19 protein-coding genes, 3 tRNA genes and 1 pseudogene are annotated in these 21,535 nt (G+C 58.6%); 13 read left to right on the forward strand and 10 right to left on the reverse strand.

Annotated features, from left to right (window positions below):
- The 5 genes and pseudogenes from ACP7BS_RS04410 to ACP7BS_RS04430 form a co-directional block, all read right to left on the reverse strand.
- Complete coding sequence (locus ACP7BS_RS04410; RefSeq protein WP_426236387.1) at positions 1-1,344, reverse strand: NAD(P)/FAD-dependent oxidoreductase; 1,344 nt, start codon at positions 1,342-1,344, stop codon at positions 1-3.
- Positions 1,341-2,798 carry a cryptochrome/photolyase family protein gene (locus ACP7BS_RS04415; protein WP_426236388.1) on the reverse strand — a complete coding sequence of 486 codons (1,458 nt, stop codon included), beginning with the start codon at positions 2,796-2,798 and terminating at the stop codon, positions 1,341-1,343. The genes ACP7BS_RS04410 and ACP7BS_RS04415 overlap by 4 nt, the downstream gene beginning before the upstream one ends.
- Positions 2,799-2,976: 178 nt before the next feature.
- Positions 2,977-3,609 (reverse strand): LysE family translocator, encoded by a 633-nt coding sequence (locus ACP7BS_RS04420; protein ID WP_426236390.1) that lies wholly within the window; start codon positions 3,607-3,609, stop codon positions 2,977-2,979.
- A 102-nt stretch (positions 3,610-3,711) separates the two neighbouring features.
- Positions 3,712-3,981, reverse strand: a pseudogene (locus ACP7BS_RS04425) (phosphotransferase); the annotation flags it as partial.
- Between the two features lie 416 nt (positions 3,982-4,397).
- Positions 4,398-4,472: transfer RNA gene (locus ACP7BS_RS04430), tRNA-Asn, on the reverse strand.
- Positions 4,473-4,692: 220 nt separating this feature from the next.
- Between ACP7BS_RS04430 and ACP7BS_RS04435 the strand changes: the two genes are divergently transcribed.
- The 3 genes from ACP7BS_RS04435 (at position 4,693) to ACP7BS_RS04445 (ending at position 6,832) form a co-directional block, all read left to right on the forward strand.
- Complete coding sequence (locus tag ACP7BS_RS04435; RefSeq protein ID WP_426228437.1) at positions 4,693-4,971, forward strand: hypothetical protein; 279 nt, start codon at positions 4,693-4,695, stop codon at positions 4,969-4,971.
- Between the two features lie 546 nt (positions 4,972-5,517).
- Positions 5,518-6,228 (forward strand): transcriptional repressor LexA, encoded by a 711-nt coding sequence (lexA, locus tag ACP7BS_RS04440; RefSeq protein ID WP_426228439.1) that lies wholly within the window; start codon positions 5,518-5,520, stop codon positions 6,226-6,228.
- Positions 6,229-6,758: 530 nt separating this feature from the next.
- Positions 6,759-6,832 (forward strand) — tRNA-Cys (locus tag ACP7BS_RS04445).
- 227 nt (positions 6,833-7,059) lie between these two features.
- Here ACP7BS_RS04445 and ACP7BS_RS04450 read toward each other — a convergent pair.
- Positions 7,060-7,278 (reverse strand): hypothetical protein, encoded by a 219-nt coding sequence (locus ACP7BS_RS04450; protein ID WP_113243694.1) that lies wholly within the window; start codon positions 7,276-7,278, stop codon positions 7,060-7,062.
- Between the two features lie 449 nt (positions 7,279-7,727).
- Between ACP7BS_RS04450 and ACP7BS_RS04455 the strand changes: the two genes are divergently transcribed.
- Positions 7,728-8,345, forward strand: a complete 618-nt coding sequence (locus ACP7BS_RS04455) for a LysE family translocator (protein WP_426236392.1) — start codon at positions 7,728-7,730, stop codon at positions 8,343-8,345.
- A gap of 46 nt (positions 8,346-8,391) precedes the next feature.
- Here ACP7BS_RS04455 and ACP7BS_RS04460 read toward each other — a convergent pair whose 3' ends face one another.
- Complete coding sequence (locus ACP7BS_RS04460; protein WP_426236394.1) at positions 8,392-9,054, reverse strand: response regulator; 663 nt, start codon at positions 9,052-9,054, stop codon at positions 8,392-8,394.
- A 92-nt stretch (positions 9,055-9,146) separates the two neighbouring features.
- On the opposite strand from ACP7BS_RS04460, the gene ACP7BS_RS04465 reads away from it, so the two are divergent.
- On the forward strand, positions 9,147-10,934 hold the full coding sequence (locus ACP7BS_RS04465; protein WP_426236395.1) for a hybrid sensor histidine kinase/response regulator: 1,788 nt from the start codon (positions 9,147-9,149) through the stop codon (positions 10,932-10,934).
- 767 nt (positions 10,935-11,701) lie between these two features.
- On the opposite strand, the gene ACP7BS_RS04470 is transcribed toward ACP7BS_RS04465, so the two are convergent.
- A complete protein-coding gene (locus tag ACP7BS_RS04470) occupies positions 11,702-11,854 on the reverse strand; it encodes a hypothetical protein (protein ID WP_426236397.1) in 153 nt (50 codons plus the stop codon).
- Positions 11,827-11,916, reverse strand: a tRNA-Ser gene (locus tag ACP7BS_RS04475). The genes ACP7BS_RS04470 and ACP7BS_RS04475 overlap by 28 nt, the downstream gene beginning before the upstream one ends.
- Before the next feature lie 259 nt (positions 11,917-12,175).
- On the opposite strand from ACP7BS_RS04475, the gene ACP7BS_RS04480 reads away from it, so the two are divergent.
- The 8 genes from ACP7BS_RS04480 to ACP7BS_RS04515 all read left to right on the forward strand — a co-directional run bounded on the left by ACP7BS_RS04480 (position 12,176) and on the right by ACP7BS_RS04515 (position 20,189).
- Positions 12,176-12,430: a hypothetical protein gene (locus ACP7BS_RS04480; RefSeq protein ID WP_426236399.1), complete on the forward strand. Its 255-nt coding sequence runs from the start codon at positions 12,176-12,178 to the stop codon at positions 12,428-12,430.
- A 267-nt stretch (positions 12,431-12,697) separates the two neighbouring features.
- Positions 12,698-13,732 carry a septal ring lytic transglycosylase RlpA family protein gene (locus ACP7BS_RS04485; RefSeq protein WP_426236401.1) on the forward strand — a complete coding sequence of 345 codons (1,035 nt, stop codon included), beginning with the start codon at positions 12,698-12,700 and terminating at the stop codon, positions 13,730-13,732.
- Positions 13,733-13,800: 68 nt separating this feature from the next.
- Positions 13,801-14,955 carry a D-alanyl-D-alanine carboxypeptidase family protein gene (locus tag ACP7BS_RS04490; RefSeq protein WP_426236403.1) on the forward strand — a complete coding sequence of 385 codons (1,155 nt, stop codon included), beginning with the start codon at positions 13,801-13,803 and terminating at the stop codon, positions 14,953-14,955.
- Positions 14,956-15,119: 164 nt separating this feature from the next.
- A complete protein-coding gene (tmk, locus tag ACP7BS_RS04495; protein ID WP_426236405.1) occupies positions 15,120-15,818 on the forward strand; it encodes a dTMP kinase in 699 nt (232 codons plus the stop codon).
- Positions 15,815-16,858 carry a DNA polymerase III subunit delta' gene (locus tag ACP7BS_RS04500; protein ID WP_426236407.1) on the forward strand — a complete coding sequence of 348 codons (1,044 nt, stop codon included), beginning with the start codon at positions 15,815-15,817 and terminating at the stop codon, positions 16,856-16,858. The genes tmk and ACP7BS_RS04500 overlap by 4 nt, the downstream gene beginning before the upstream one ends.
- Before the next feature lie 159 nt (positions 16,859-17,017).
- On the forward strand, positions 17,018-18,568 hold the full coding sequence (gene metG, locus ACP7BS_RS04505) for a methionine--tRNA ligase (RefSeq protein WP_426236409.1): 1,551 nt from the start codon (positions 17,018-17,020) through the stop codon (positions 18,566-18,568).
- Positions 18,569-18,580: 12 nt separating this feature from the next.
- Positions 18,581-19,360: a TatD family hydrolase gene (locus tag ACP7BS_RS04510; protein ID WP_426236411.1), complete on the forward strand. Its 780-nt coding sequence runs from the start codon at positions 18,581-18,583 to the stop codon at positions 19,358-19,360.
- 1 nt (position 19,361) lies between these two features.
- Positions 19,362-20,189 carry an MBL fold metallo-hydrolase gene (locus tag ACP7BS_RS04515; protein WP_426236413.1) on the forward strand — a complete coding sequence of 276 codons (828 nt, stop codon included), beginning with the start codon at positions 19,362-19,364 and terminating at the stop codon, positions 20,187-20,189.
- Positions 20,190-20,195: 6 nt separating this feature from the next.
- Here the strand turns inward: ACP7BS_RS04515 and ACP7BS_RS04520 are convergent, their stop codons facing one another.
- Entirely contained in the window at positions 20,196-21,140 is a 945-nt protein-coding gene (locus tag ACP7BS_RS04520) for a phosphoribosylaminoimidazolesuccinocarboxamide synthase (RefSeq protein WP_426236490.1), read from the reverse strand.
- Positions 21,141-21,535: the final 395 nt, after the last annotated feature.

Genomic DNA, 21,535 nt, shown 5'->3' on the forward strand with positions numbered 1-21,535 from the left:
CTATTCTGCCGCCTCCTTGAACACGGACGATAGCTGCTGGCGCCAGGGGATGATACCGCCAAGCGCCTCTGCAGCCGCAAGCCCCGAGGCCAGGCCATCCTCATGAAAGCCGTACCCGGTCCAGGCACCGGCAAAGAACGTGCCGTTGTCGCCCTGGATTGCCTGCAGCGCGCGCTGGGCAGCCATCGAGCCTGCGTCGAATTGCGGATGATCATAGGAGAATTCGGCAAATACCATCCCCGGTGCCGGTTCGCGTTCCGGGTTCAGCGTCACAAACAGTGGGTGCTGAGGCGCGATGCCCTGAAGGCGGTTCATCCAGTAGCTGACGGCGACGCCCTGCGAGCCGCAAGGTTTGATCGAGCGCAGGTAGTTCCAGGACGCCCAGACTTTTTTCCGTTTCGGCATCAATCCCGTGTCCCGGTGCAGGATGACCCGGTTGGAATGATAGGGAACGGCCGACAGCACCGCGCTTTCCGCGGGTGTGGGATCAGAAAGCATGGCTAGCGCCTGGTTGCTATGGGCGGCAATGATCACCTTGTCGAAGGTTTTAGTAGCGCCATGCGTATCAGTAATGGAGACCCTGCCGTCCTGACGCCGGATCGATGTCACCCCGCAGCCAAGACGGACGCGGTCGCCGAGCGGCCGCAAAAGCTTGCGCAGATAATTGCGGCTGCCACCGGTGACCGTGCGCCACGGGTGCGGCTTGGAATAGATGAGCCGGTGATTGTCGAAGAACTGAATGAAATTCTCAGCCGGAAAATCCAGCATCTTGGCTGTCGGCGAAGACCAGATCGCGGCTGCCATCGGCGCCAGGTAGTTGTTGGTGAAGCCGGGTGAAAAGCCACGCCAGTTGAGATAATCGCCGATCGACATGGCCTTGAGCAGACCTGCGCTTCGATCTTCAAGGCAGATGCGGTTGAACCGGAGGATTTCGCGCAACATCATCAGGAAAGAGGGGCGGACGAGATTGCGCTTCTGGGCAAAGACGGTGGCCAGATTGTCGCCGCTCCATTCCAGCCGTCCCTGATCGAGCGACACCGAAAAGCTCATGTCGCTCTTATGCGTCGTGACGTCCAGCTCTGAAAATAGCGCTTTAAGATTTGGATAATTGGCCTCGTTATAGACGATAAAACCGGTATCGACGGAGAGCGGCGTGCCATCGTAGTCGATATCGACCGTGGCCGTGTGACCGCCGGGGCGAGTATCTTGTTCATAGAGAATGACATCGTGGACGGGATTGAGCGCCCATGCGGCAGAGCTGCCCGAAACGCCGGAGCCTATAACCGCGATCGACAGGCGGCGGCCAGAAATATGATGTTGGCCTTGCGAAAAGAGGGCGTTCATGCTGCGTCCTTGATCTTGTTATAGGCGGCGAGTGCGCGGTCGCGTGCCTTCGTATGGTCGACGATCGGTTCCGGGTATGTATCCCCCAGTCTTAGACCGGCGGCATCGAGGACGCTTCGAGACGCCTCGAAGGGCCGGTGCACGAATTTTGCGGGCAGGTCCGCGAGTTCCGGCACGAAGGTTTTGACGTAGATGCCGTCGGGATCGAACTTTTCCCCCTGCAAGACAGGATTGAAGATCCGGAAGAAAGGCGACGCATCGGCGCCGCTGCCGGCCACCCACTGCCAGCTTGCCGCGTTGGAGGCGGGATCGGCATCCACCAGCGTATCCCGGAACCAGGCCTCGCCCCGGCGCCAGTCGATCAGCAGGTCCTTGATCAGGAAGGATGCCGCGATCATGCGGACGCGGTTGTGCATCGTACCGTGCCGCCAAAGCTGGCGCATGCCGGCATCGACGATCGGATAGCCGGTTTGGCCCTTCGTCCAGCGCTTGAAATCGTCGTCGGTTCCGCTCCAGGCGAAGGCGTCATATTTCCGGTTGAGATTTTCTTTCGGCAAATCCGGATTGTGGAAGAGCAGGTGGTAGGAAAAATCGCGCCAGACCAGTTCCTTGCGAAAGGTGACCAAGTCATCGGCGGGAATATCCCGCAGATTGCGGGTGGCGTGCCAGATGCGGGCAGGGGAGATTTCCCCCATGGCCAGATGCGGCGAAAGCCTTGACGTGCCATCGGTTCCCGGCAGATCGCGCCTGGTCTTGTATCCGGAAAGATCGTCCTCGACGAATGCCTCCAGCCGTTCGAGTGCAGCGGTTTCGCCCGGTGTCCAGATTTCGGAAAACGTCTGTGCCCAATCCGGAGCCGTCGGCAAAAGCGCCCATGAGGCCAGATCCTCGCTGTCAGGCCATTTGACTGAAGCAACCAGCACATCTGGCCGTTCGAGCGGCTGATCAGGCTCGCCGGATGCCTCGAGCGCGCGCCAGAACGGCGTATAGACGCGGTAGGGCGTACCGGAGCCCGTCTTCAACCGGGTGGGCTCGTGGAGAAGCTGTCCGGCAAAACTCTTTACGGTTACTCCCGTGGAGGCCAACGTGTCTTTCAGTGGTCCATCGACAGCGATGCCGTTTGGGTCATAGCGGCGATTCCAATGGACGGTTGACGCGCCGGTCTCAGTAATCAGCTTTGCCAACACGCTACCCGGCTCGCCGCTGCGAAGGGCAAGCCGGCTTCCGAGGTCACTAAGCGCCTTCTCCAAGCCTTTCAGCGAATGATGCAGCCACCAGGACTGTGCGGCGCCCAGTGGCCCGGTGCCGTGCCGAGAAGGCTCGCGGATGTAGACGGGAATGATACTGCGGCCGGTTTGGGCTGCGGCATGAAGCGCATGATTGTCGTCCAGCCGCAGGTCCTTGCGAAACCAGACGATGATAGGGTTTTCGTGGGAAAGGTCATTGTTGTTCATTTTTATCCGCGCAACGTATCCAACGTCGTAGTCTACGCAGATACGGGTGCAACGGATCAAAGGTTTCGCGGAGAAAGCTTTTTATTTCATCGTTTTGCGGGCGAATACCGCCAGCGAAATTGGAACTGCCGCTTCTTTATATGAAGCGGCAGCCGCAGCCATCGGAGGCCGGAAGGATTCAGCTTTTCTGGAAAGCCAGATGCGCCCCGAGACCGACCAGCATGGTACCACCGGCGCGCTGCATCAGGCGTTGCGCGGAGCTCGAACGGCGCAGCTTGGTCATCACCGCACCGGCCAGAAACACGCAGACGATATCCGCCGACGAAAACATCAGGTTGACGATCGTTCCAAGGATCGCCAGCTGCAGCCAGACCGGGAAGGCGGCCGACGCATCGACGAATTGCGGCAGGAAGGCCACGAAGAAAATCGCCGTCTTGGGATTGAGGACCTCTACGGTAACGCTCTCGAAGAATGCGCGGCGCCCCGATTTCGGCGCGGTGCCGGGCAGGGTGGTGTCGCCCTCAATCTTGGAACGGAAAAGAGAAATGCCAAGCCAGATCAGATAGGCCGCACCGGCAAATTTGACGATCATGTACAGCGTCGGCACGGCATGAAACAGGATCGACAGACCTGCGGCTGCGGCAATGACATGGAAGTAGCCACCGAGGTGAATACCAAGCGTGGCCATCAGCCCGGACCAGCGGCCACGCGCAATCGTCTGGGCCGCCGCATAGAGCATGGCCGGACCGGGAATATAGGCAAAGACCGCCGTGGTGGCGATGAAGGCGATAAGCAACTCGATCGACGGCATTGTCTGCTCCTGTCGTGGGTCTACTGGATTGAATTCCTCTACACTACCGTCAGTAGAAAGTCTCGTGCACATGTTGTGCCGGGATTCAGTGCCGAATGATCATTATCCCCAGGTCAGCGGGTCGAGACGCAGATAGAAATCGAGCCTTGCCCGGTCGGCAGTCGCGATCGCGTGTATGTCGAACAGACGAGTTTGCGCAGTCCGCACTTCTTCAGCGGTGCGCCATGTCTCGCGGGTGTTGCCGACAAGCAATGCAAAGTCGACGTAGCGATCCGCCGCGCCCAACCGTCCGAGATCGATCATTCCGGTGCAGCGAAGCGTTTCCGGATCGATCATGAAGTTCGGCATGCAGGCATCACCATGGCAAACGACACGGTGTCCACTGGCTTCCCAGAGAAAATCCTGGCAACCGGGCCGTACCGGATCGAAAGTCAGTCACGTATCATCCCCACAGCCTGTTTAGCGAAGGCGAATTGCGCCCCCGCACCACATAGATATTGGCAACCGCAATTTCACCGTCACTGAACAGAAAGCCGGGTTTTTGCGCGGTTTCTTTTTGCTGACAAAGGTCGAAGGGCGCGGGGACTCTGCCAAACCGGTGCATTCGTGAAGCTGAGATTCGACACAGCGCCACGAACTTTGCATTGCTGTTGATGATCGAAGGGCTAGGTGCCCCGCTGGTGGCGATGACCGATGATACCGCAAACTACCATGCCACGCCGGTTACCGGCCGACCCATTCGCCTCAAATCAAAAAGGCCTTGCTTTTTCAGCAAGGCCTTTGAAAACTGGCTCCCCGGGCCGGATTCGAACCGGCGACCTGTCGATTAACAGTCGAATGCTCTACCGCTGAGCTACCAGGGATCATCTGCGGCGGTATGTCCTGCAGAAGTGAGGCTGCTAATACAAATGCTTTTCCGATTTGCCAAGCGGTTTTTCAAAAAAAAACGCACAATCTTGTCAGACTGTGGAGAACTTCCCATCTGTGGGAGGCAGCGCATTCCGGCTGCCTGCGAGCCAAACCCTTGGCATTGCGGGACTGTAGCATAACGGGCACGCGCTTTACGCTTGATAGGTGGAATATATGGCAGAACCGCAAAAAACGAAAAAATTCGGCATCGACGCGCGAACGCATGAACTGGTTATTGGTTCATGGCGGATGCGGCTGCCGCAATCGCGTCTATTGCGCATCACCATCGGCGGCACGTTGATTTTTGGCGGCATCCTCGGGTTTCTGCCGGTCCTCGGATTCTGGATGGTGCCGCTGGGGTTCCTAGTCCTATCTCATGATCTCGCCTTCGTCAGGCGCCGGCGGCGCAGGCTATCGGTGTGGTGGGCGCGAAAATGGCAAGCGTCCAATTAGAACACCGTAACAGCTGCTGTTTCAGGACATCATGCGAGGGGGTGTCGATCGTTCCTTGATTGGGCCGCGTCGTCACACCGGCTGCCGGCGCATTCTCCTGGACTTGGGGTCGCGGCATCATCCTCTGTGCTCTCGCTAAACATTCCCGCACCAGTCGATTCAGTCAAAGCCAGCAACACCGGCCGCCCAAGAAATCCCGACATGCCTTTTGGAATTTAGCTGTGCGGTTCGGTTTGTCTTTTCCGGCGAAAACGACATTGCCACGCTCATCGACATGCCGTGCCATTACATCGCAACAGGATTTTTTAGACTCACCGGTCCTTACAAACGAACGGCTCCAGGTTGTGCAAAGGCTTCGCAATTGGGCCTACTTCTGGGCAAGCGGGAATCCTCCGGTCAAAACAGTCGGATGACGGACCCGATTCGATCGTTTGTGTCGCCATGTGCCCCTTGAAAACATTCGATGAATTTTAAGTACTTGCGGAACACATATGGAACAGATAATGTTCGTTCTTGATTTGTTTCTCGATTCTGGAGTGATCGTTCATGCTGACCCGCAAGCAACAGGAACTGCTTCTGTTCATTCACGAAAGAATGAAAGAGTCGGGTGTGCCTCCATCGTTCGATGAAATGAAGGATGCGCTGGATTTGGCCTCAAAATCCGGCATTCACCGGCTAATCACAGCGCTTGAGGAGAGGGGGTTTATCCGCCGCCTTCCCAACCGTGCGCGTGCACTGGAGGTGATCAAGTTGCCGGAGGCCTATTCGATGAGCCTCCAGCCCAAGCGGGGCTTTTCACCGAGCATCATTCAAGGCAGTCTTGGCGTGCAACCAGCCCCTGCTGCTCCCGCCAAAGCCGCCGCAAACAGCGATACGGTCTCGATACCGGTGATGGGCAGGATTGCCGCCGGTGTGCCGATCTCGGCGATCCAGAACAACACCCATGATATTTCCGTGCCCCTCGAGATGGTCGGCGCCGGCGAGCATTATGCACTTGAAGTACGCGGCGATTCGATGATCGAGGCAGGTATTCTGGATGGCGACACGGTCATCATCCGCAACACGAACAGCGCCAGCCCAGGCGAAATCGTCGTCGCCCTGGTTGATGACGAGGAAGCGACGCTGAAGCGTTTTCGACGGAAAGGGGCCTCGATCGCACTGGAGGCCGCCAACCCTGCCTACGAAACGCGCATCTTCGGGCCTGACCGGGTCAAGATACAGGGGAAACTTGTCGGACTGATCCGCCGCTACCATTGAACGGACTACGTCTTCTGCCCGCATGAAGGCTGGGGATCAGGTGATAACCGAGCGGTGCGCACGACAACGCAAAAAATCGCATGACGATGGAAACGGCCGCAGCGCTTACAGCTCGGAGCGGCAAGGCGTTAGCGATGTGTTGGATCTGAGATCACGTCTTCTCAGCGCTGCTTTCAAACTTGGTACTTGGCAGGACTTGGTGTCAGCCAAGTCAACCAGCGGCGGGGCCGCTCCATCATTCAACCCGGCGGAGATGGCGCCTGACTATGGGGCGACTTTCGAAACCCGCCTTCCATTCCCTTCGATAATGCACCAATCGATCAGGGCAGGGGCCGTTGCGAATTTTCATCGGCTGCTGTGATCTCGTTCCGGTTTGTCGGATGCCAACTTAAGCGTCGCCTCAGGGTTGTGACGACAGATCGGAAATATCATTTCGGAACTGGCCAAGAGCGTTTTTGAGAAATATCCTCTTGCGATTTGTCTAGGATCATTCTAAACCGCCGCCACAGTTCGACTATTTGAACTCGTGAGGCCTCGTGGCGGAGTGGTGACGCAGAGGACTGCAAATCCTTGCACCCCGGTTCAATTCCGGGCGAGGCCTCCAAATTTCCCACAGATGTCAGTCTCCGGCGGAAACGAGCAACGGCGTTGCCGTTTCGACCAAGGTCGATTACGGCGCGAGCAAATCCATCCACGCGATTTTTTCAGGCAGAACCTCTGGACGGTTATTTTAATCCGGCACTCTTAATCAGGAAGAGACAAGCAGTCGGCAACAATGGATGGGCGTTCCGCGTCCACCGTTGCGGTCGGGATATCACGGACCGGGGCTGATCAATGATAATAGAAGCAGGCGCAATCGGCCTTGCTGTCATCCGGTTTCGTCCAGACGCGTACCGCCAGTTTTTTGGCTGCACCTGTTTCGTCCAGCCGAAGTCCGAGCAGTGACACGGCCGCAAGCTTCGGGTTGACCGCATCGATCTCGATGGTGGATCCGACCTGATGGACGCCCTGCTTCGGGGTCCAAGTGAAAAACTGCACGCTGTAATGCATTGCATTCTCCTTCGCCGGCTTGCAGCACATACGTTCAAGTGGGGAACAGACGCTGCAACACGCTGGTCACGGGCGCTCCACTGCTGAATGCGTACTCAATGCGTAGGAGTGACGATAACATAATTTGGCAGCCGGGGAAACAATCTCGCCATAATATGCACCGAACGATCACTGCTCATCATCCATCCGCACGGCATGCATCGGCCGTGAGATGCGCATGACGCATTTTGATGCTGCGGCCCCCAATGATCACCAGCAATGGCGGTAACCCGCCGTTAACGCTGGTGGCAGTTCGACTGCCTGTTCATGCCGAAATACGGCACCTGCCGTATGTCTCTTGCACCCCTCCTGCGTGCATTTCTCCCGGCGTCGATGACAGAATCGCGGCTTGACCGGGATGGCTTCATCAACGCCGCTTAATGGCGGCGCTACCGGTTGGAGGAGCCGCTATGTTGCCACTGGAACAGTTGATGCCGTTCGCCTTTGCGACTCTGATTTTCGCTTGCATGCCAGGCCCTGCCATTCTCTACATGACGGCACAGACACTGGCGCACGGGCCGCGGGCCGGATTGATGGCGGCCTTCGGTATTCATCTGGGCTGCTACGTTCATATTGTCGCGACAGCATTGGGTTTGGCGGCGATCCTCGACCAGGCGCCCGCCGTTTACAATGTCATCAAATTCGCCGGCGCTGCCTATCTCGTGTGGTTGGGTGTCACCATGTTTCTTGGCGGCCGGAGGGACGGCGAAAAAATTGCCAACGCAGCGCCCGGCGTTCTGCGTGACAGCATCGTCGTCGAGGTCCTCAATCCCAAGACCGCGCTGTTTTTTCTGACCTTCCTGCCGCAATTCATCGACCCGGCACCCGGCACACCTGTGTGGATGCAGTTTCTCATCCTTGGTCTGATCGTCAATCTGGCCTTGTCCATCGCTGACCTGGTCGCCGTCGGCATTGCATCCTTTGCCCTTGGACGGGTCGGCACAGGTGGTTCAAGCTGGCTCGTTCCAAAAGCGTGCGGATCGATTTTAATCGGCTTGGGCATCGCCCTGGCGCATAAGGGCGCCTGATCGAACTGGCACCGGACCTGGACCTGGACGGCATGGCTGCGACCTTCTAACCTGCCGACAACCCTAGGCGAATAGCATACGCCGTCAGTTCTGCGCCGCTGTGCAGGTCCAGTTTTCGCATCAGGTTTTCACGATGTTTGCGGGCTGTGAGTGGGCTGATGCCGAGACGTTCGGCGATGTCGCGTGTGGTTACGCCATGCGGGATGAGCGCCAGCATCTGCTGTTCACGCCGGGTCAGTTCGGCGGGAAATGCGATAGCGGTCCCTTGCCCGGCCGGTACGGCCGGCCTGTTCTTTTGGTCTACAGCAAAACGAACCTCTTCGGCGACATAGGGTTCATCGTGCCGCATGGCCTCGATCGCGGCCATCAACTCGCTCGCATCCCCGCTTTTCGTCAGGTATCCGTCAGCACCCGCATCCAAGGCGGCGCGAACGGAGCGAGGTTCGAGATTGGCTGTCATGATCAATATCTTCAGCCCGGGCCATCGGGTTCGGATGGTCCTGATAAACTGGAAACCGCCCACGCCGGGCATCCCAAGGTCGAGGATCAGAAGATCTGTCTTGATTTCCTTGAGCAATCGCTCGACGGTGTCTCCGTCTGCCGCTTCGCCGACGACCGCGATCCCTTCGATCGTCGACAGAAGCATTTTAAGGCCTTCACGCACAATCGCATGATCATCGGCAAGAACAACCCTGGACAGCCCACGCATATCGCCTACCCGTTTTTACAGTGAGTTCCGGAATGCCGCCGTCTGACGGGACCGGGAATCAGAATAGGATTACGATGCTCCCCGAGCAACGATTGCAACCCCATCTTGTCGATCTCCTGTACCGCCAATCCTACGCGGTGCTGTTTTCCAATTTCGTCATTCCTCTTCCCGTTGCATACATGTTGTGGAACTTCGTCGCGGACAGCGTCCTTTTATGGTGGATGGCGGCAATTTATGGCCTGACCATTGCGCGCGTGCTGGTCTCGCAGCGATATTTCAAACGCGCAAGGCGCGGGGCCGATCAGCCCGTCGCAAACTCGAGGTCATGGGCTTGGGGTTTTGCCATCCTCTCATGGGTTTCGAGTTCACTCTGGGGTCTGCTGGGATGGTTCGGATTTCTGTCAACGCAACCGCAACTGCAAGCGTTCACGACCATCGTTCTGACGGGGCTGGTCTGCGGCGCCATCCCCTCGCTCTCGGCTTTTCCGATCGCCTATATCGGTTCGCTTGCCGCCATGCTTTTGCCCTTGGCGGCCCGTGCCATGATGGGCGGAGGCGATAGTGACACTGTCTATCTGCTGTTCGTGGTCTGCCTTGCCGGCGTCAATCTCTACTATAGCCGCGTATCGTACAGGTCGATGGTCGAGACCGTAGAGTTGCGCTTTGAAAATCTTTCGCTGATCACCCAGCTGAAAACGGAACGAGACAAAGCGCAGGCTGCCGATCGCGCCAAATCCCGCTTCCTCGCTGCCGCGAGCCACGACCTGCGGCAGCCGATCCATGCACTCAGCCTTTTCAACTCCACACTGGCGGCCTTGGGCGAACGGGGCGATGTTCGAAGTGCTGACGCGCGCAACCTGGCACACCGGGTGAAGTCGATCACTGCCAATCTCAGCGGGCTGCTGAATGCCTTGCTCGATGTCTCACGTCTGGACGCCGGCATTGTCACCGTCGCTAAGGAGCCGGTGGCTCTGACGCGCCTGTTTGACGATCTGCACGATGAGTTTCTCGGCAAGGCCGAGCAATATCGCCTCGAATGGACCATCGTCGATACCGGCTGCTGGGTCGATACCGATCCAATGATGCTGAAGCGCGTTTTGGGAAACCTTCTGACAAATGCCTTTCACTACACCGACCGGGGACGGGTTTTGCTCGGTTGCCGGAGGCGGGGGCCAGATGTCGAAGTCCAGGTTTTCGATACGGGCATAGGAATACCATTCGATCAGCAGGAAGCGATTTTCGATGAATTTCACCAGCTGGACAATCCTGCCCGGGATCGGGAAAAAGGCCTGGGGCTCGGACTTGCCATCGTGCGCCGCACGGCAGATCTGCTCGGCCATCCCCTGAGGCTTGTGTCCGTGGAAGGACGCGGCTCGCTGTTCTCGATCACGGTGCCATCCATCGCAGCTCCACCAACACCGTCAGTCCCAACGCCCGCATTGCCCACCAGCGGCGCAATCGGGATCATCGTAATCGATGACGATCGTGATGTGCTCGATGCGATAGGGCGGCTCCTGACGGTACTGGGCTGTACGATCTATCCCGGAAGATCGGCAGGCGATGTGATCCAGTTGCTGACAACCGCGGCAACCGGCGCCCGTATCGATCTGATCATCGCGGACTACAGGCTGGAAAACGCTGCGACCGGTCTGGATGCGATCGAGGAGCTGCTAACCTATCTGCAGCGGCCCGTTCCCGCGATCATTCTGACAGGTGACACATCGCCTTTGGTCTTGAAGACGATTTCAGACAGCGGCCATCATCTGCTCAACAAACCGATCGACGGGGATCATCTGCAACAGGCCATCCACTCCGTGTTGCAGCCTGTCCGTTCCACAGTGCTGCCAGCGGTTTTGGAGCACGGGCAGGGTGCCGCTTAACATCGGATGCGAAAACTTGGGAAGGCTCGTAACGGAATCTGCGACAGAAAAGCCGGCTCTGAGTTTGATCGACCAATGCTGCGCTTGACCGGCAGCCAATCCGGACTCAGGGGCATATGCCACCGATTGCGCACGATCTTCGCGCTCCTTTGTATGGCTTCTTTGCCGTCTCCGGGTTGGAAAACCCCGTTGCTTCCCGCGTGGCCTGTTGCGGGGGCGAGACAAGCAGGAACAGGCTCCAGAGAGCAAGGCCACTCAGAACCGCGCATATCGCTATGTAGGCATAAAAAATCCGCACGGCGTTGCCAGCTATGTTCCCTCAGAATCCGGACTTCGTGTCGAGCGCGCTCTCACGTGTCAGCATGGCCTTGGGCGGGGCATGGCTTCACGAAATAGCCAACGGCCATGCCCCTATGGCGTTCAAGGCCAACGCTGTTTTGTAGTCCCCGGCGTTTGGGGATACAATTCCGACATAAGGAGTCGGGGGTACAGCCTTTGGATTAGGATTGAACCGAGATCGTTGAGGCAGCCAGTCTTTTGGTACGGCATCACGGCGCCTTACATTGACGAAACAATGGTGAATGGACTTTTAAATTAGATACAGCTAACTTAATCAGGCTGTTACCTTGGCCGAAACCGGAACGGCATTGACTGCGAAAGCGTTTTCCACTTTGCGTATTGAGGGACTTTTCAGCGATTGTATTTGCGAGGCGATTTAGAACCCGTCACCTCAACTGGTGACGGGTTTGTAATGTTGCCGATTTTTTTCACGCGTTCAGCATTCGCCGGAAGAGAAGTTCCCAGATCCGGTTGCCAACAGCATGCTCAACAATGGTGACGCGGGCATTCCCGCGGCGGATTCCATTTAAATCGAGCGCATTTGCGATGTTTTTGGCGGAAGAGGTGGGATTCGAACCCACGGTACGGTCTCCCGCACGCCGGTTTTCAAGACCGGTTCCTTAAACCACTCGGACACTCTTCCTGATGACGGGCATTTGTGTGAGACCGTTTTGGCGGGCGGTGGTTTCCCCGTGCAAATATCCGGACATCAACCTGTCACGGTTCGCTTTATAGCCTGCCGATTGTGAACGTCAACCGGGTGCCGCAGCAGACTGGCATCCAGCTGCAACGGGCAGTGGTTTGACGCAACCGATGGCTCTGCAGCGGCGCGGCGTTGCGATGCCGGAACAAAACCCCGGATGGCCGGTTCTCACATCATATTTTGGTTGTGGGAGACAGCGATGTTGCGGAAAACTCAGGCGGTGAGCATGTTGGTCTTCGGGCTCGTTGCTGCGGTTGCTTCACCGGCACGTGCCGCGCTTGAGGCGCATGACGATCACATGCCGGGCGTGGCCGCCGTCGCGGTGACGGATAGCCAACAGATGCATGGTTCAGTCTGCACACCGCCTGAGCCTCAGTATTTTTCCACATTTATTCGTGACATGGATGGCACCATTATCGGTATTCGCTACGACATTGTCGATTATGTCTGCTAGGAGACTGTATTCGTCTGCGTTCGCCCCACCGTTGGCCGCACTTTCAAGCGTTTTTCAGCCAGTATCGGCAGTATTCGACCGGCGTCGCGTTAACTATTCGTAAACCATATTCCCAATTGTTTCATTCCGGCACGGTTAACCATTCGCATTTTCGCCACGTTGTTGTCATGATTAATCGACTGTTACGTTTCGTGACGCCGGTACTTTCGCGGAGGCAAATGCGGGAAGGTGCTGTGTACGGCTTTTACGAATGGCGATGTGGGGCACATGACTTCCAATCTGACTGCGGCTTTTTTCTTCAAGGGATTGCGCGTTGCCGCCATTCCGATGCTTTGCGTCGGGCTGACCGCATGCGGCTCGACAAGCACCGTCAAGAACGGCAAGCCGCGCAGCAAGGAGTATTTTGCCGAGTCGATCTATGGCGTGAAGGCCAGCCCGCGCGTTGTTGACGAGGGTAAGGCCGTTCCCAAAGGGGGCGGGCGCTACCAGGTCGGCAAGGCCTATCAGGTCAAAGGCAAGTGGTATCAGCCGAAAGAAGATTTCGGCTACAACAAGACAGGCATGTCGTCCTGGTACGGTTCAGCCTTTCACGGCCGCCTGACGGCGAACGGTGAGGTCTACGACAAGTACCACCTGTCGGCTGCCCATCCGACATTCCCGTTGCCAAGCTATGCCCGCGTCACCAACCTGGAAAACGGCACATCCGTCGTGGTCCGGGTCAATGATCGTGGCCCTTATGAATATGGCCGCATCATCGACGTTTCGTCCAAGACGGCCGACTTCCTCGATATGAAGCGCAAGGGCAGTGCCCAGGTTCGCGTGCAGTATATCGGCAAGGCACCGCTTGAGGGCAACGACATGCCCTATTTGATGGCATCCTATGTCAAGAAGGGCGATCGCACCCCGAACGCATTCCCAGAAGGCCAGATCGCCACCGGTGTCATGGTCGCGTCGAACGAGCCGCTGCGCAAGCAGGCCGGCAATCTCGGCATGCTAACCATCCCGTCCAAATCGAACCTGGACATGGGCGTGCCGGTGACGGCACTTGCCGAAGCTGAAACGCCGCGTGCGTCATCGGCCGGGCTCGATGCTTTCGTCATGCTGCCGGAGATCGGCCCGATCCCGCGCGAGCGGCCGGAATATATCCCAATGCCCAATGGCAACATGGCCTATGCGGCTGCCTATGTCGAAGCCCGGGTCAGCGATTCCAAGACGGCTTTCGATGCAGTGCTCGTCGACCAGAACCCTTTGACGCCCGATTCGATCGTCGAATACGCGAAGCGCAAGAGCGTGGCGCGGTAATCGCGATCCTTCGCGATTGATCACCGGTGGGCCGGCTGCTATTGCCGGAGAAGGCACCGGAGTTTGGAATGCATATACGACTGGTCTCGGTTCTCTTTTCTCTTGTCTTGATTGTCTGCGCGCCGTTGGAGGCGCAGGCGCAGGCTTTCGAAACCAAGGCGAAGCAGGTTTATCTGATCGATGCCGAGACAGGCACGGTTCTGTTCGCCAAGGACGAAAATGCCGCCGTTCCACCGGCATCGCTTGCCAAGCTGATGACCATGGACGTCGTCTTCGACGCAATCCGCAAGAATGAACTGACGCTCGACACCGAATTCCCCGTCTCCGAACATGCCTGGCGAACCGGCGGCGCACCGTCGGGAACATCGACGATGTTTGCGGCGCTGAAATCACGTGTTCGTGTCGTCGATCTCATCCAGGGCGTCACCGTCCAACTTGCTAACGATGCCTGCATCATTCTGGCCGAGGGTATGACGGGCAGCGAAGAGGCCTTTGCCAAGCGCATGACCGATCGTGCCCGTGAGCTTGGGCTGACTGGCTCGGTCTTTCACAACGCCACCGGGCTGCCCGATCCAGACAACAAGACGACCATGCGCGACATGGCGCTGCTTGCACAGCACATTCAGTCCAACCACCCGGACCTGTTCAAATATTATTCCCAGACCGAATTCGAATGGAACAAGATCCTCCAACGGAATCGCACGCCACTGATCGCGGCCAATATCGGCGTCGACGGGTTTGCCACCGGATTTGCCGAGGGCTACGGCTTTGGCATGGTTGCGACGATGCAGAGGGATGGACGACGGGTCTTTCTGGCGCTTGGCGGCCTTGCGACCGACAAGGAACGCGTCGAGGAGACGCGCAAGATCCTCGACTGGTCGATGACTGCGTTTGAAAGAAAGAGGCTGTTCGAAGCCGGTGACAGTCTCGGAGAGGCGAGTGTCTACGGCGGCGCCGTATCGCATATCCCGCTTGTCACGGCCAATGCCGTCGATGTGCTGGTGCCGGTCAACAATCCGGAGCGGCTTTCGGCCAAGGTGATCTATCGCTGGCCGCTGACCGTGCCGGTGGAGGCAGGCAAGCAGGCAGGGACGCTGAAGATCTGGAGCGGCGAGCGGCTGTTGCGCGAGGTGCCGGTCGAAACCAGTGCTGCCGTCGGACAGGGTTCGCTGTCCAGCCGGGCAGCCGATGCGCTGCAGGAGCTGTTGTTCTTCTGGCTCTGATGAAATGACGCGACCGGCGGTTTCGCGGCCGGACACAATCAGTTAAACAGACCCTGTGTCACGCCTTCACCTGCCATCGGTATCGGTGGCCGGGGCGCGGCACACAGACAGGGACGTCCATTTTCGTGGATGTTCAATTGAAAATTGATCTACGGGAATAAGCGGTGTCAGTCGGAACAGGCTTGTTTGTTACATTCGAAGGCGGCGAGGGGGCGGGCAAATCCACCCAGATTCGCCTGCTTGCCGACGCCTTGCGGGAGCGCGGCCATACTGTGTTGACGACGCGCGAGCCGGGTGGTTCTCTGGGTGCGGAAGCCGTGCGGCACGTGCTCTTGTCCGGCGCCGCCCAGGAATTCGGCGTGCGCATGGAAGCAATCCTGTTTGCGGCGGCCCGCAGCGATCATGTCGAGGAGATCATCCGGCCGGCGCTGTTGAAAGGCACCGTCGTGATCTGCGACCGGTTCATGGACTCCTCTCGCGTCTACCAGGGCGTTACCGGCAATCTGGAGCCCAGCTTCATCGAGGCGCTGGAGCGCGTCGCGATCAATGGGGTCGCGCCGGATTGCACGATTATTTTCGACCTCCCGGCAGCACTCGGTCTTGAGCGCGTACGGCGAAGGGCAGGGGCTGCCGGGGTTCTGACGGGCCAGGAAGTCGAGCTCGACCGTTTCGAAAAGGAAGAACTCGAAACCCATGAAAGGCGCCGCGAAGCCTTTCTTGATATCGGCAACGCCGACCCCGGGCGCTGCCATGTGGTCGATGCGTCCGCCTCGGCCAGCGACATCGCCGCAGCCGTGCTTTTGATCGTCGAACCCATGCTGGCCGGTTCGGGCAGCGGACCGGATACGGAAGCGGCACAATGAGCACCGACAGGTTCGACGTTCTCGACGGCGCCATTTCTCCGGCCGAAAACATGCGTCTTTTCGGCCATCGGCAGGCCGAGCATTTTCTGGCGCAAAGCTATAGGTCGGGGAAGGGACATCACGCCATCCTGATCGAAGGGCCGGAAGGCATCGGCAAGGCGACGCTTGCCTTCCGCTTTGCCAATCATGTGCTGACGCATCCCGATCCGGCGCAGGCGCCAGCGGAACTTGGCGATCCCGATCCAAATTCGATCGTCAGCCGGCAAATCGCGTCGGGTGCCTCCCACAACCTTTTGCACCTGACGCGCCCGGTCGATGAAAAGACCGGCAAGGTCAAGAGCGCCATCACCGTCGATGAAGTGCGCCGGGCCGGAAAATTCTTTTCTCAGACATCCGGTACCGGCAACTGGCGGATCGTCATCGTCGATCCGGCCGACGATCTCAACCGCAACGCCGCCAACGCGATCCTGAAAATCCTCGAAGAGCCGCCGAAGCGCTCGCTGTTCCTGGTCTTGACCCATGCGCCTGGCAAGCTGTTGCCGACCATCCGGTCGCGCTGCCTGCCGCTGCAATTGAAGCCGCTTGCGCCGGAGGCGATGCGCAACGCCATGAACAATCTCGGCTTCGACCTTTCAGGGGCGGATGCGGAAAAGGTGCTGAGATCGGCCAGCGGCAGCGTGTCGGAAGCGCTGAAGCTGATCAATTACGGCGGCCTCGACATCATGACGACGTTCGAGGCCATTCTTGCCGGGCAGGATCCCGCGATCCGCAAGGACATGCACAAGCTCGCCGACGTGCTGGCTGGAAAAGACAGCGAAACGATCTTCGCTTTCTTCCTGGCGCTGGTGACCGGCCATATGATGGGCGAGGCGCGCCGCGCCGCCCATTCCGGCGATCTCGGCAGGGCTGACCGGTTTGCGCGTCTGTCGAGCAGCGTGACCGAGCGGATTACCGTGGCGCAGGCTTACAATCTCGATCGTAAACAAACGGTTCTGTCGATTCTGGATGACCTGAGGGCGGCATCGCACGCGATGGCCTGAAATTTCATTCTGCTTCCTTGTGGAAGCGGCATCGATAGGGTTTGCGCAGGTGCAGAGCGGCGGCACGCCGCTGCTTTTCTAGGCGCGCACTGTTTCATCCCGCCGTTGGATGCGCTAATAGCCAGACACCCAAGATCAGACACAGGCCGAAACCCGATCATGACCTACACGTCTCCATTCTACATCACCACCGCGATCTCCTATCCGAATGGCAAGCCGCATATCGGCCATGCCTACGAATTGATCGCGACCGATGCGGTGGCGCGCTATCAGCGGCTGGAAGGGCGCGAGGTCCTGTTCCTGACGGGCACCGATGAACATGGCCAGAAGATGCAGCAGACGGCACGCAAGGAAGGCATCAGCCCGCAGGAACTGGCCGACCGCAACTCCGCCGAATTCCAAAACATGGCCGTTCTGCTCAACGCCTCCAACGACGATTTCATCCGCACGACGGAACCGCGTCACCACGAGGCCGTCAAGAATATCTGGAACCGCATGGGCGAGGCGGGCGACCTCTACAAGGACAGCTATTCCGGCTGGTACTCGGTGCGCGACGAGGCCTATTATCAGGAAGGCGAAACGGAAGTGCGCGCCGATGGCGTCCGCTACGGGCCGCAGGGATCGCCGGTCGAATGGGTGGAAGAAGCCAGCTATTTCTTCAAGCTGTCCGCCTATCAGGACAGGCTGCTGCAATACTATGAGGAAAACCCGGACTTCATCGGTCCGGCCGAGCGCCGCAACGAGGTGATTTCCTTTGTCAAATCCGGCCTGCGTGATCTGTCGATGTCGCGCACCACATTCGACTGGGGCATTCCGGTTCCAAACGATCCAAGCCATGTCATGTATGTGTGGGTCGACGCGCTGACCAACTACATCACTGCGACTGGTTACCTGACCGATCCGGAAGGCCCGCGCGCCAAATTCTGGCCGGCCAATATTCACATGATCGGCAAGGACATCATCCGCTTCCATGCCGTCTACTGGCCAGCCTTCCTGATGTCGGCCGGTCTGCCTTTGCCAAAGAAGGTGTTTGCCCACGGCTTTCTGCTCAACAAGGGCGAGAAGATGTCGAAGTCGCTCGGCAACGTCGTCGATCCCGTCGATCTGGTCGCGCATTTCGGCCTCGATCCGATCCGTTATTTCTTCCTGCGCGAAGTCTCCTTCGGCCAGGACGGCAGCTATAGCGAAGAGGGGATTGCCACCCGTATCAACTCCGATCTCGCCAACGGCATCGGCAATCTGGCCAGCCGGTCGCTGTCGATGATCGTCAAGAACTGCGACGGGCAGATCCCGGAATGTGGCGTATTGACCGACGAAGACAAGGCGATGCTGGCTGCGGCCGATGCGCTGCATGCCTCGACCCGCGACGACATGAACGCATTGATGATCCACCGGGCGCTGGCCTCGATCATCGCCGTCGTCTCCGAAGCCGACCGCTACTTTGCCGGCCAGGAACCCTGGGCACTGAAAAAGACCGACCCCGCGCGCATGGCGACCGTGCTCTATGTTACGGCGGATGTCGTGCGCCAGATCGCCATCCTGCTGCAGCCCTTCATGCCGGAATCGTCGGCAAAGCTGCTTGACCTCGTGGCAGCGCCTGCCGGCAAGCGCGATTTTGCCTCGCTGGGCGAAGCCGGACGGCTGGTTGCCGGAACGGCGCTGGAAGCCCCGAAACCGGTATTCCCGCGTTATGTCCCGCCGGAAGCTTGAGGACAGCTCGCGATGCTGATCGATACCCATTGCCATCTGGATTTTCCGGATTTCGAGACCGAGCGTGATGCGATCATCGAGCGGGCGCGCGCGGCCGGCGTCGGCCAGATGATCACCATCTCAACGCGCGTGAAAAAATTCGACACGATCCTCGCCATTGCCGAAAACTACACCAACGTCTTCTGCTCGGTCGGCACGCATCCGCACAATGCCGATGAAGAACTGGATATCGAGACGGACGATCTGGTGCGCCTGGCGGCGCATCCGAAGGTCGTTGCCATCGGCGAAGCCGGGCTCGATTATTTCTACGACAATGCGCCACGCGACGCACAAGCAATCGGCCTGCGCCGCCACATCGCTGCTGCCCGGCAAACCCAACTGCCGCTGGTCATCCACAGCCGCTCGGCGGACGACGACATGGCCGCGATCCTGAAAGAGGAAACAGGGAAGGGGGCCTTCCCTTTCCTTCTCCATTGCTTCTCGTCCGGCCCGGAGCTGGCAAGGATCGGCGTCGACCTCGGCGGCTATATCTCGTTTTCCGGGATCCTGACCTTTCCGAAATCGGAAGAGCTGCGCGAAATCGCCAAAACCGTTCCGCACGACCGGATGATCGTCGAGACCGACGCGCCGTATCTGGCGCCAAAGCCATTCCGGGGCAAGCGCAACGAACCGGCCTATGTGACGCATACCGCGCAGGTTCTGGCCGAGACGATCGGCGTTTCGACGGAAGAGATTGCGGCGGTCACCACGGACAACGCTTTCCGGGTCTTTTCTAAAATGCCGAGACTGTGAGATGGCGGTGAGGCGGGTCTTCACCATTCTCGGCTGCGGCTCGTCTCCGGGCGTGCCGCGCATCAATGGCGACTGGGGCGCCTGCGATCCCACCAATCCGAAAAACCGCCGCAGCCGCGCTGCCTTGCTGATCGAGCAGACCGGCGATGACGGCGGCACGACCACCGTCGTCATCGATACCGGGCCTGATTTTCGCGAGCAGATGATCGCCGCCAAGGTCAGGAATATCGACGCCGTCTTCTATTCACATGCGCATGCCGACCATATTCACGGCATCGACGATCTGCGCGGCTATGTTCAATACACCGGCAGACGCATGCCGATCTGGGCCGATGCGCTGACCATGGAGCGCATTCGCGAAGGGTTCCGGTATTGCCTGGAGACGCCGGAGGGCAGCGGCTATCCGCCGATCGTCGAGGCAAGGATCATTGATCCGTCGCTGGCGCCAGTCACGATCAGCGGCGCCGGAGGAATGATCGTGCTGCAGCCGGTCCTCCAGCACCACGGCAGCATCATGTCGATGGGTTTTCGCATCGGCGATTTTGCCTATTGCAGCGATGTCAGCGATTTCCCGGAAGAGACCGTCGGCAAGCTGACCGGGCTGGACATGCTGGTGATCGACACGCTGCAATACAAGTTCCATCCGAGCCACCTGTCGCTGGAACAGTCGCTCGGCTGGATCGAGCGCTTTGCGCCCAAGCGCGCCGTGCTGACCCATATGCACACGCCGCTCGACTACGAGACGGTGATGCGCGAGACGCCGGAGCGCATCGAACCGGCCTATGACGGCATGCAGATTGCGTTCGACGTCAACGATGAGCCCGGCTGAGATCCCTCAACTGAAGTAGGGCTGAAGATTGGACCGGATGCGGTCGAGGACGGTGGCGCCGGAAAGATCCGCGACGAAACGCTTGCCGGTGATCGTCTCATAGGCCTCGATATAGACCTTTGACGTCTGTTCGACGAGATCGGCCGGAATTTCCGGAATCGGGTCCTTGTAGGGATCGCAGCGTTCGGTCACCCAGGCACGGACGAAATCCTTGTCAAAACTCTTTGGCCGCGTGCCCGACGCAAAGCTCTGCGCATAGCTCTCCGTGATCCAATAGCGGCTGCTGTCCGGCGTGTGGATTTCGTCGGCAAGAACGATGCGGCCGTCCTTGTCGGTGCCGAATTCATACTTGGTATCGACGAGAATGAGGCCGCGTTCGGCCGCGCGCTCCTGGCCGCGCGCAAACAGCGCCAGCGCATAGCGCGACACGGTTTCCCATTGTTCGGCCGTCAAAAGCTTTTGAGAGAGGATGTCATCGGCCGAGAGCGGCTCGTCATGGCCACCGTCAAAGGCCTTGCTGGTCGGCGTAATGATCGCCTGCGGCAGTTTCTCGTTGTCCTTGAGGCCGTCCGGCAAGCGGATGCCATACATGTCGCGCTCGCCATTGCGGTACTTGGTCAGGATCGACGTGCTGGTGGTGCCGGCGAGATAACCGCGCACGACGATCTCGACCGGCAGGATATCGAGCCGCGTGCCGATGACGACGTTGGGGTCCGGATAGGACACAACGTGGTTCGGGCAGATATCGGCAGTTTCCTCGAACCAATAGCGAGCCGTCTGTGTCAGTACCTGGCCTTTGAACGGGATTGCGGTCAGGATCACGTCAAAGGCGCTTAGTCTGTCCGTGGCGATAATGATGCGGTTGCCATCCGGCAGATCGTAATTCTCACGCACCTTGCCATTGTAGCGTCCTGGCAATTCAGGAATGAAAGCATCTGAAAGAATGCGCAAATCGCTCATCGGACCGGGTCTTTCGCTGACGGTGGAGACCGATATCGCTTAAGCCTTGGGACCGGGTGGGGTCAAGGCAGGACAAGCCGGAATGCGGACGATCGGTACGATTCACATATCCATTAGTTCCATAATCTATCTTATGTGATCTAGGCTTGTAGCGGCATTTTAGAAATGCGACATATAGGCTAGTTAGAGACGCGACAGTCGTCGCCTCTTGGGATGCTGGTCGAACGTCAGCATTGGGAAGCAAGATAAGCGACGTGCATCGTGGTCGAGGCCATCTGTGTTCGGAGTCGTCATGTCTTGTTTGATTGTTATGTCTCAGAAGGAATTGCATCGTCTTGAACTAATCCAGCAGATTCGGGCTCGGAGGCTGACTGTCGTCGAGGCGG

The organism is Pararhizobium sp. DWP1-1-3, assembly GCF_049896125.1.
Classification (GTDB): Bacteria; Pseudomonadota; Alphaproteobacteria; order Rhizobiales; family Rhizobiaceae; genus Pararhizobium.

Excerpts from the sequence above, each read along its gene's own strand:
- ACP7BS_RS04515 (WP_426236413.1), top strand. The coding sequence starts at position 19,362 with ATGGCGGTGAGGCGGGTCTTCACCATTCTCGGCTGCGGCTCGTCTCCG.
- lexA (WP_426228439.1), top strand. The coding sequence starts at position 5,518 with ATGCTGACCCGCAAGCAACAGGAACTGCTTCTGTTCATTCACGAAAGA.
- ACP7BS_RS04485 (WP_426236401.1), top strand. The coding sequence starts at position 12,698 with ATGACTTCCAATCTGACTGCGGCTTTTTTCTTCAAGGGATTGCGCGTT.
- ACP7BS_RS04455 (WP_426236392.1), top strand. The coding sequence starts at position 7,728 with ATGTTGCCACTGGAACAGTTGATGCCGTTCGCCTTTGCGACTCTGATT.
- metG (WP_426236409.1), top strand. The coding sequence starts at position 17,018 with ATGACCTACACGTCTCCATTCTACATCACCACCGCGATCTCCTATCCG.
- ACP7BS_RS04500 (WP_426236407.1), top strand. The coding sequence starts at position 15,815 with ATGAGCACCGACAGGTTCGACGTTCTCGACGGCGCCATTTCTCCGGCC.
- ACP7BS_RS04460 (WP_426236394.1), bottom strand. The coding sequence starts at position 9,054 with ATGCGTGGGCTGTCCAGGGTTGTTCTTGCCGATGATCATGCGATTGTG.
- ACP7BS_RS04510 (WP_426236411.1), top strand. The coding sequence starts at position 18,581 with ATGCTGATCGATACCCATTGCCATCTGGATTTTCCGGATTTCGAGACC.
- ACP7BS_RS04435 (WP_426228437.1), top strand. The coding sequence starts at position 4,693 with ATGGCAGAACCGCAAAAAACGAAAAAATTCGGCATCGACGCGCGAACG.
- ACP7BS_RS04450 (WP_113243694.1), bottom strand. The coding sequence starts at position 7,278 with ATGCATTACAGCGTGCAGTTTTTCACTTGGACCCCGAAGCAGGGCGTC.
- ACP7BS_RS04415 (WP_426236388.1), bottom strand. The coding sequence starts at position 2,798 with ATGAACAACAATGACCTTTCCCACGAAAACCCTATCATCGTCTGGTTT.
- ACP7BS_RS04410 (WP_426236387.1), bottom strand. The coding sequence starts at position 1,344 with ATGAACGCCCTCTTTTCGCAAGGCCAACATCATATTTCTGGCCGCCGC.
- ACP7BS_RS04420 (WP_426236390.1), bottom strand. The coding sequence starts at position 3,609 with ATGCCGTCGATCGAGTTGCTTATCGCCTTCATCGCCACCACGGCGGTC.
- ACP7BS_RS04480 (WP_426236399.1), top strand. The coding sequence starts at position 12,176 with ATGTTGCGGAAAACTCAGGCGGTGAGCATGTTGGTCTTCGGGCTCGTT.
- ACP7BS_RS04490 (WP_426236403.1), top strand. The coding sequence starts at position 13,801 with ATGCATATACGACTGGTCTCGGTTCTCTTTTCTCTTGTCTTGATTGTC.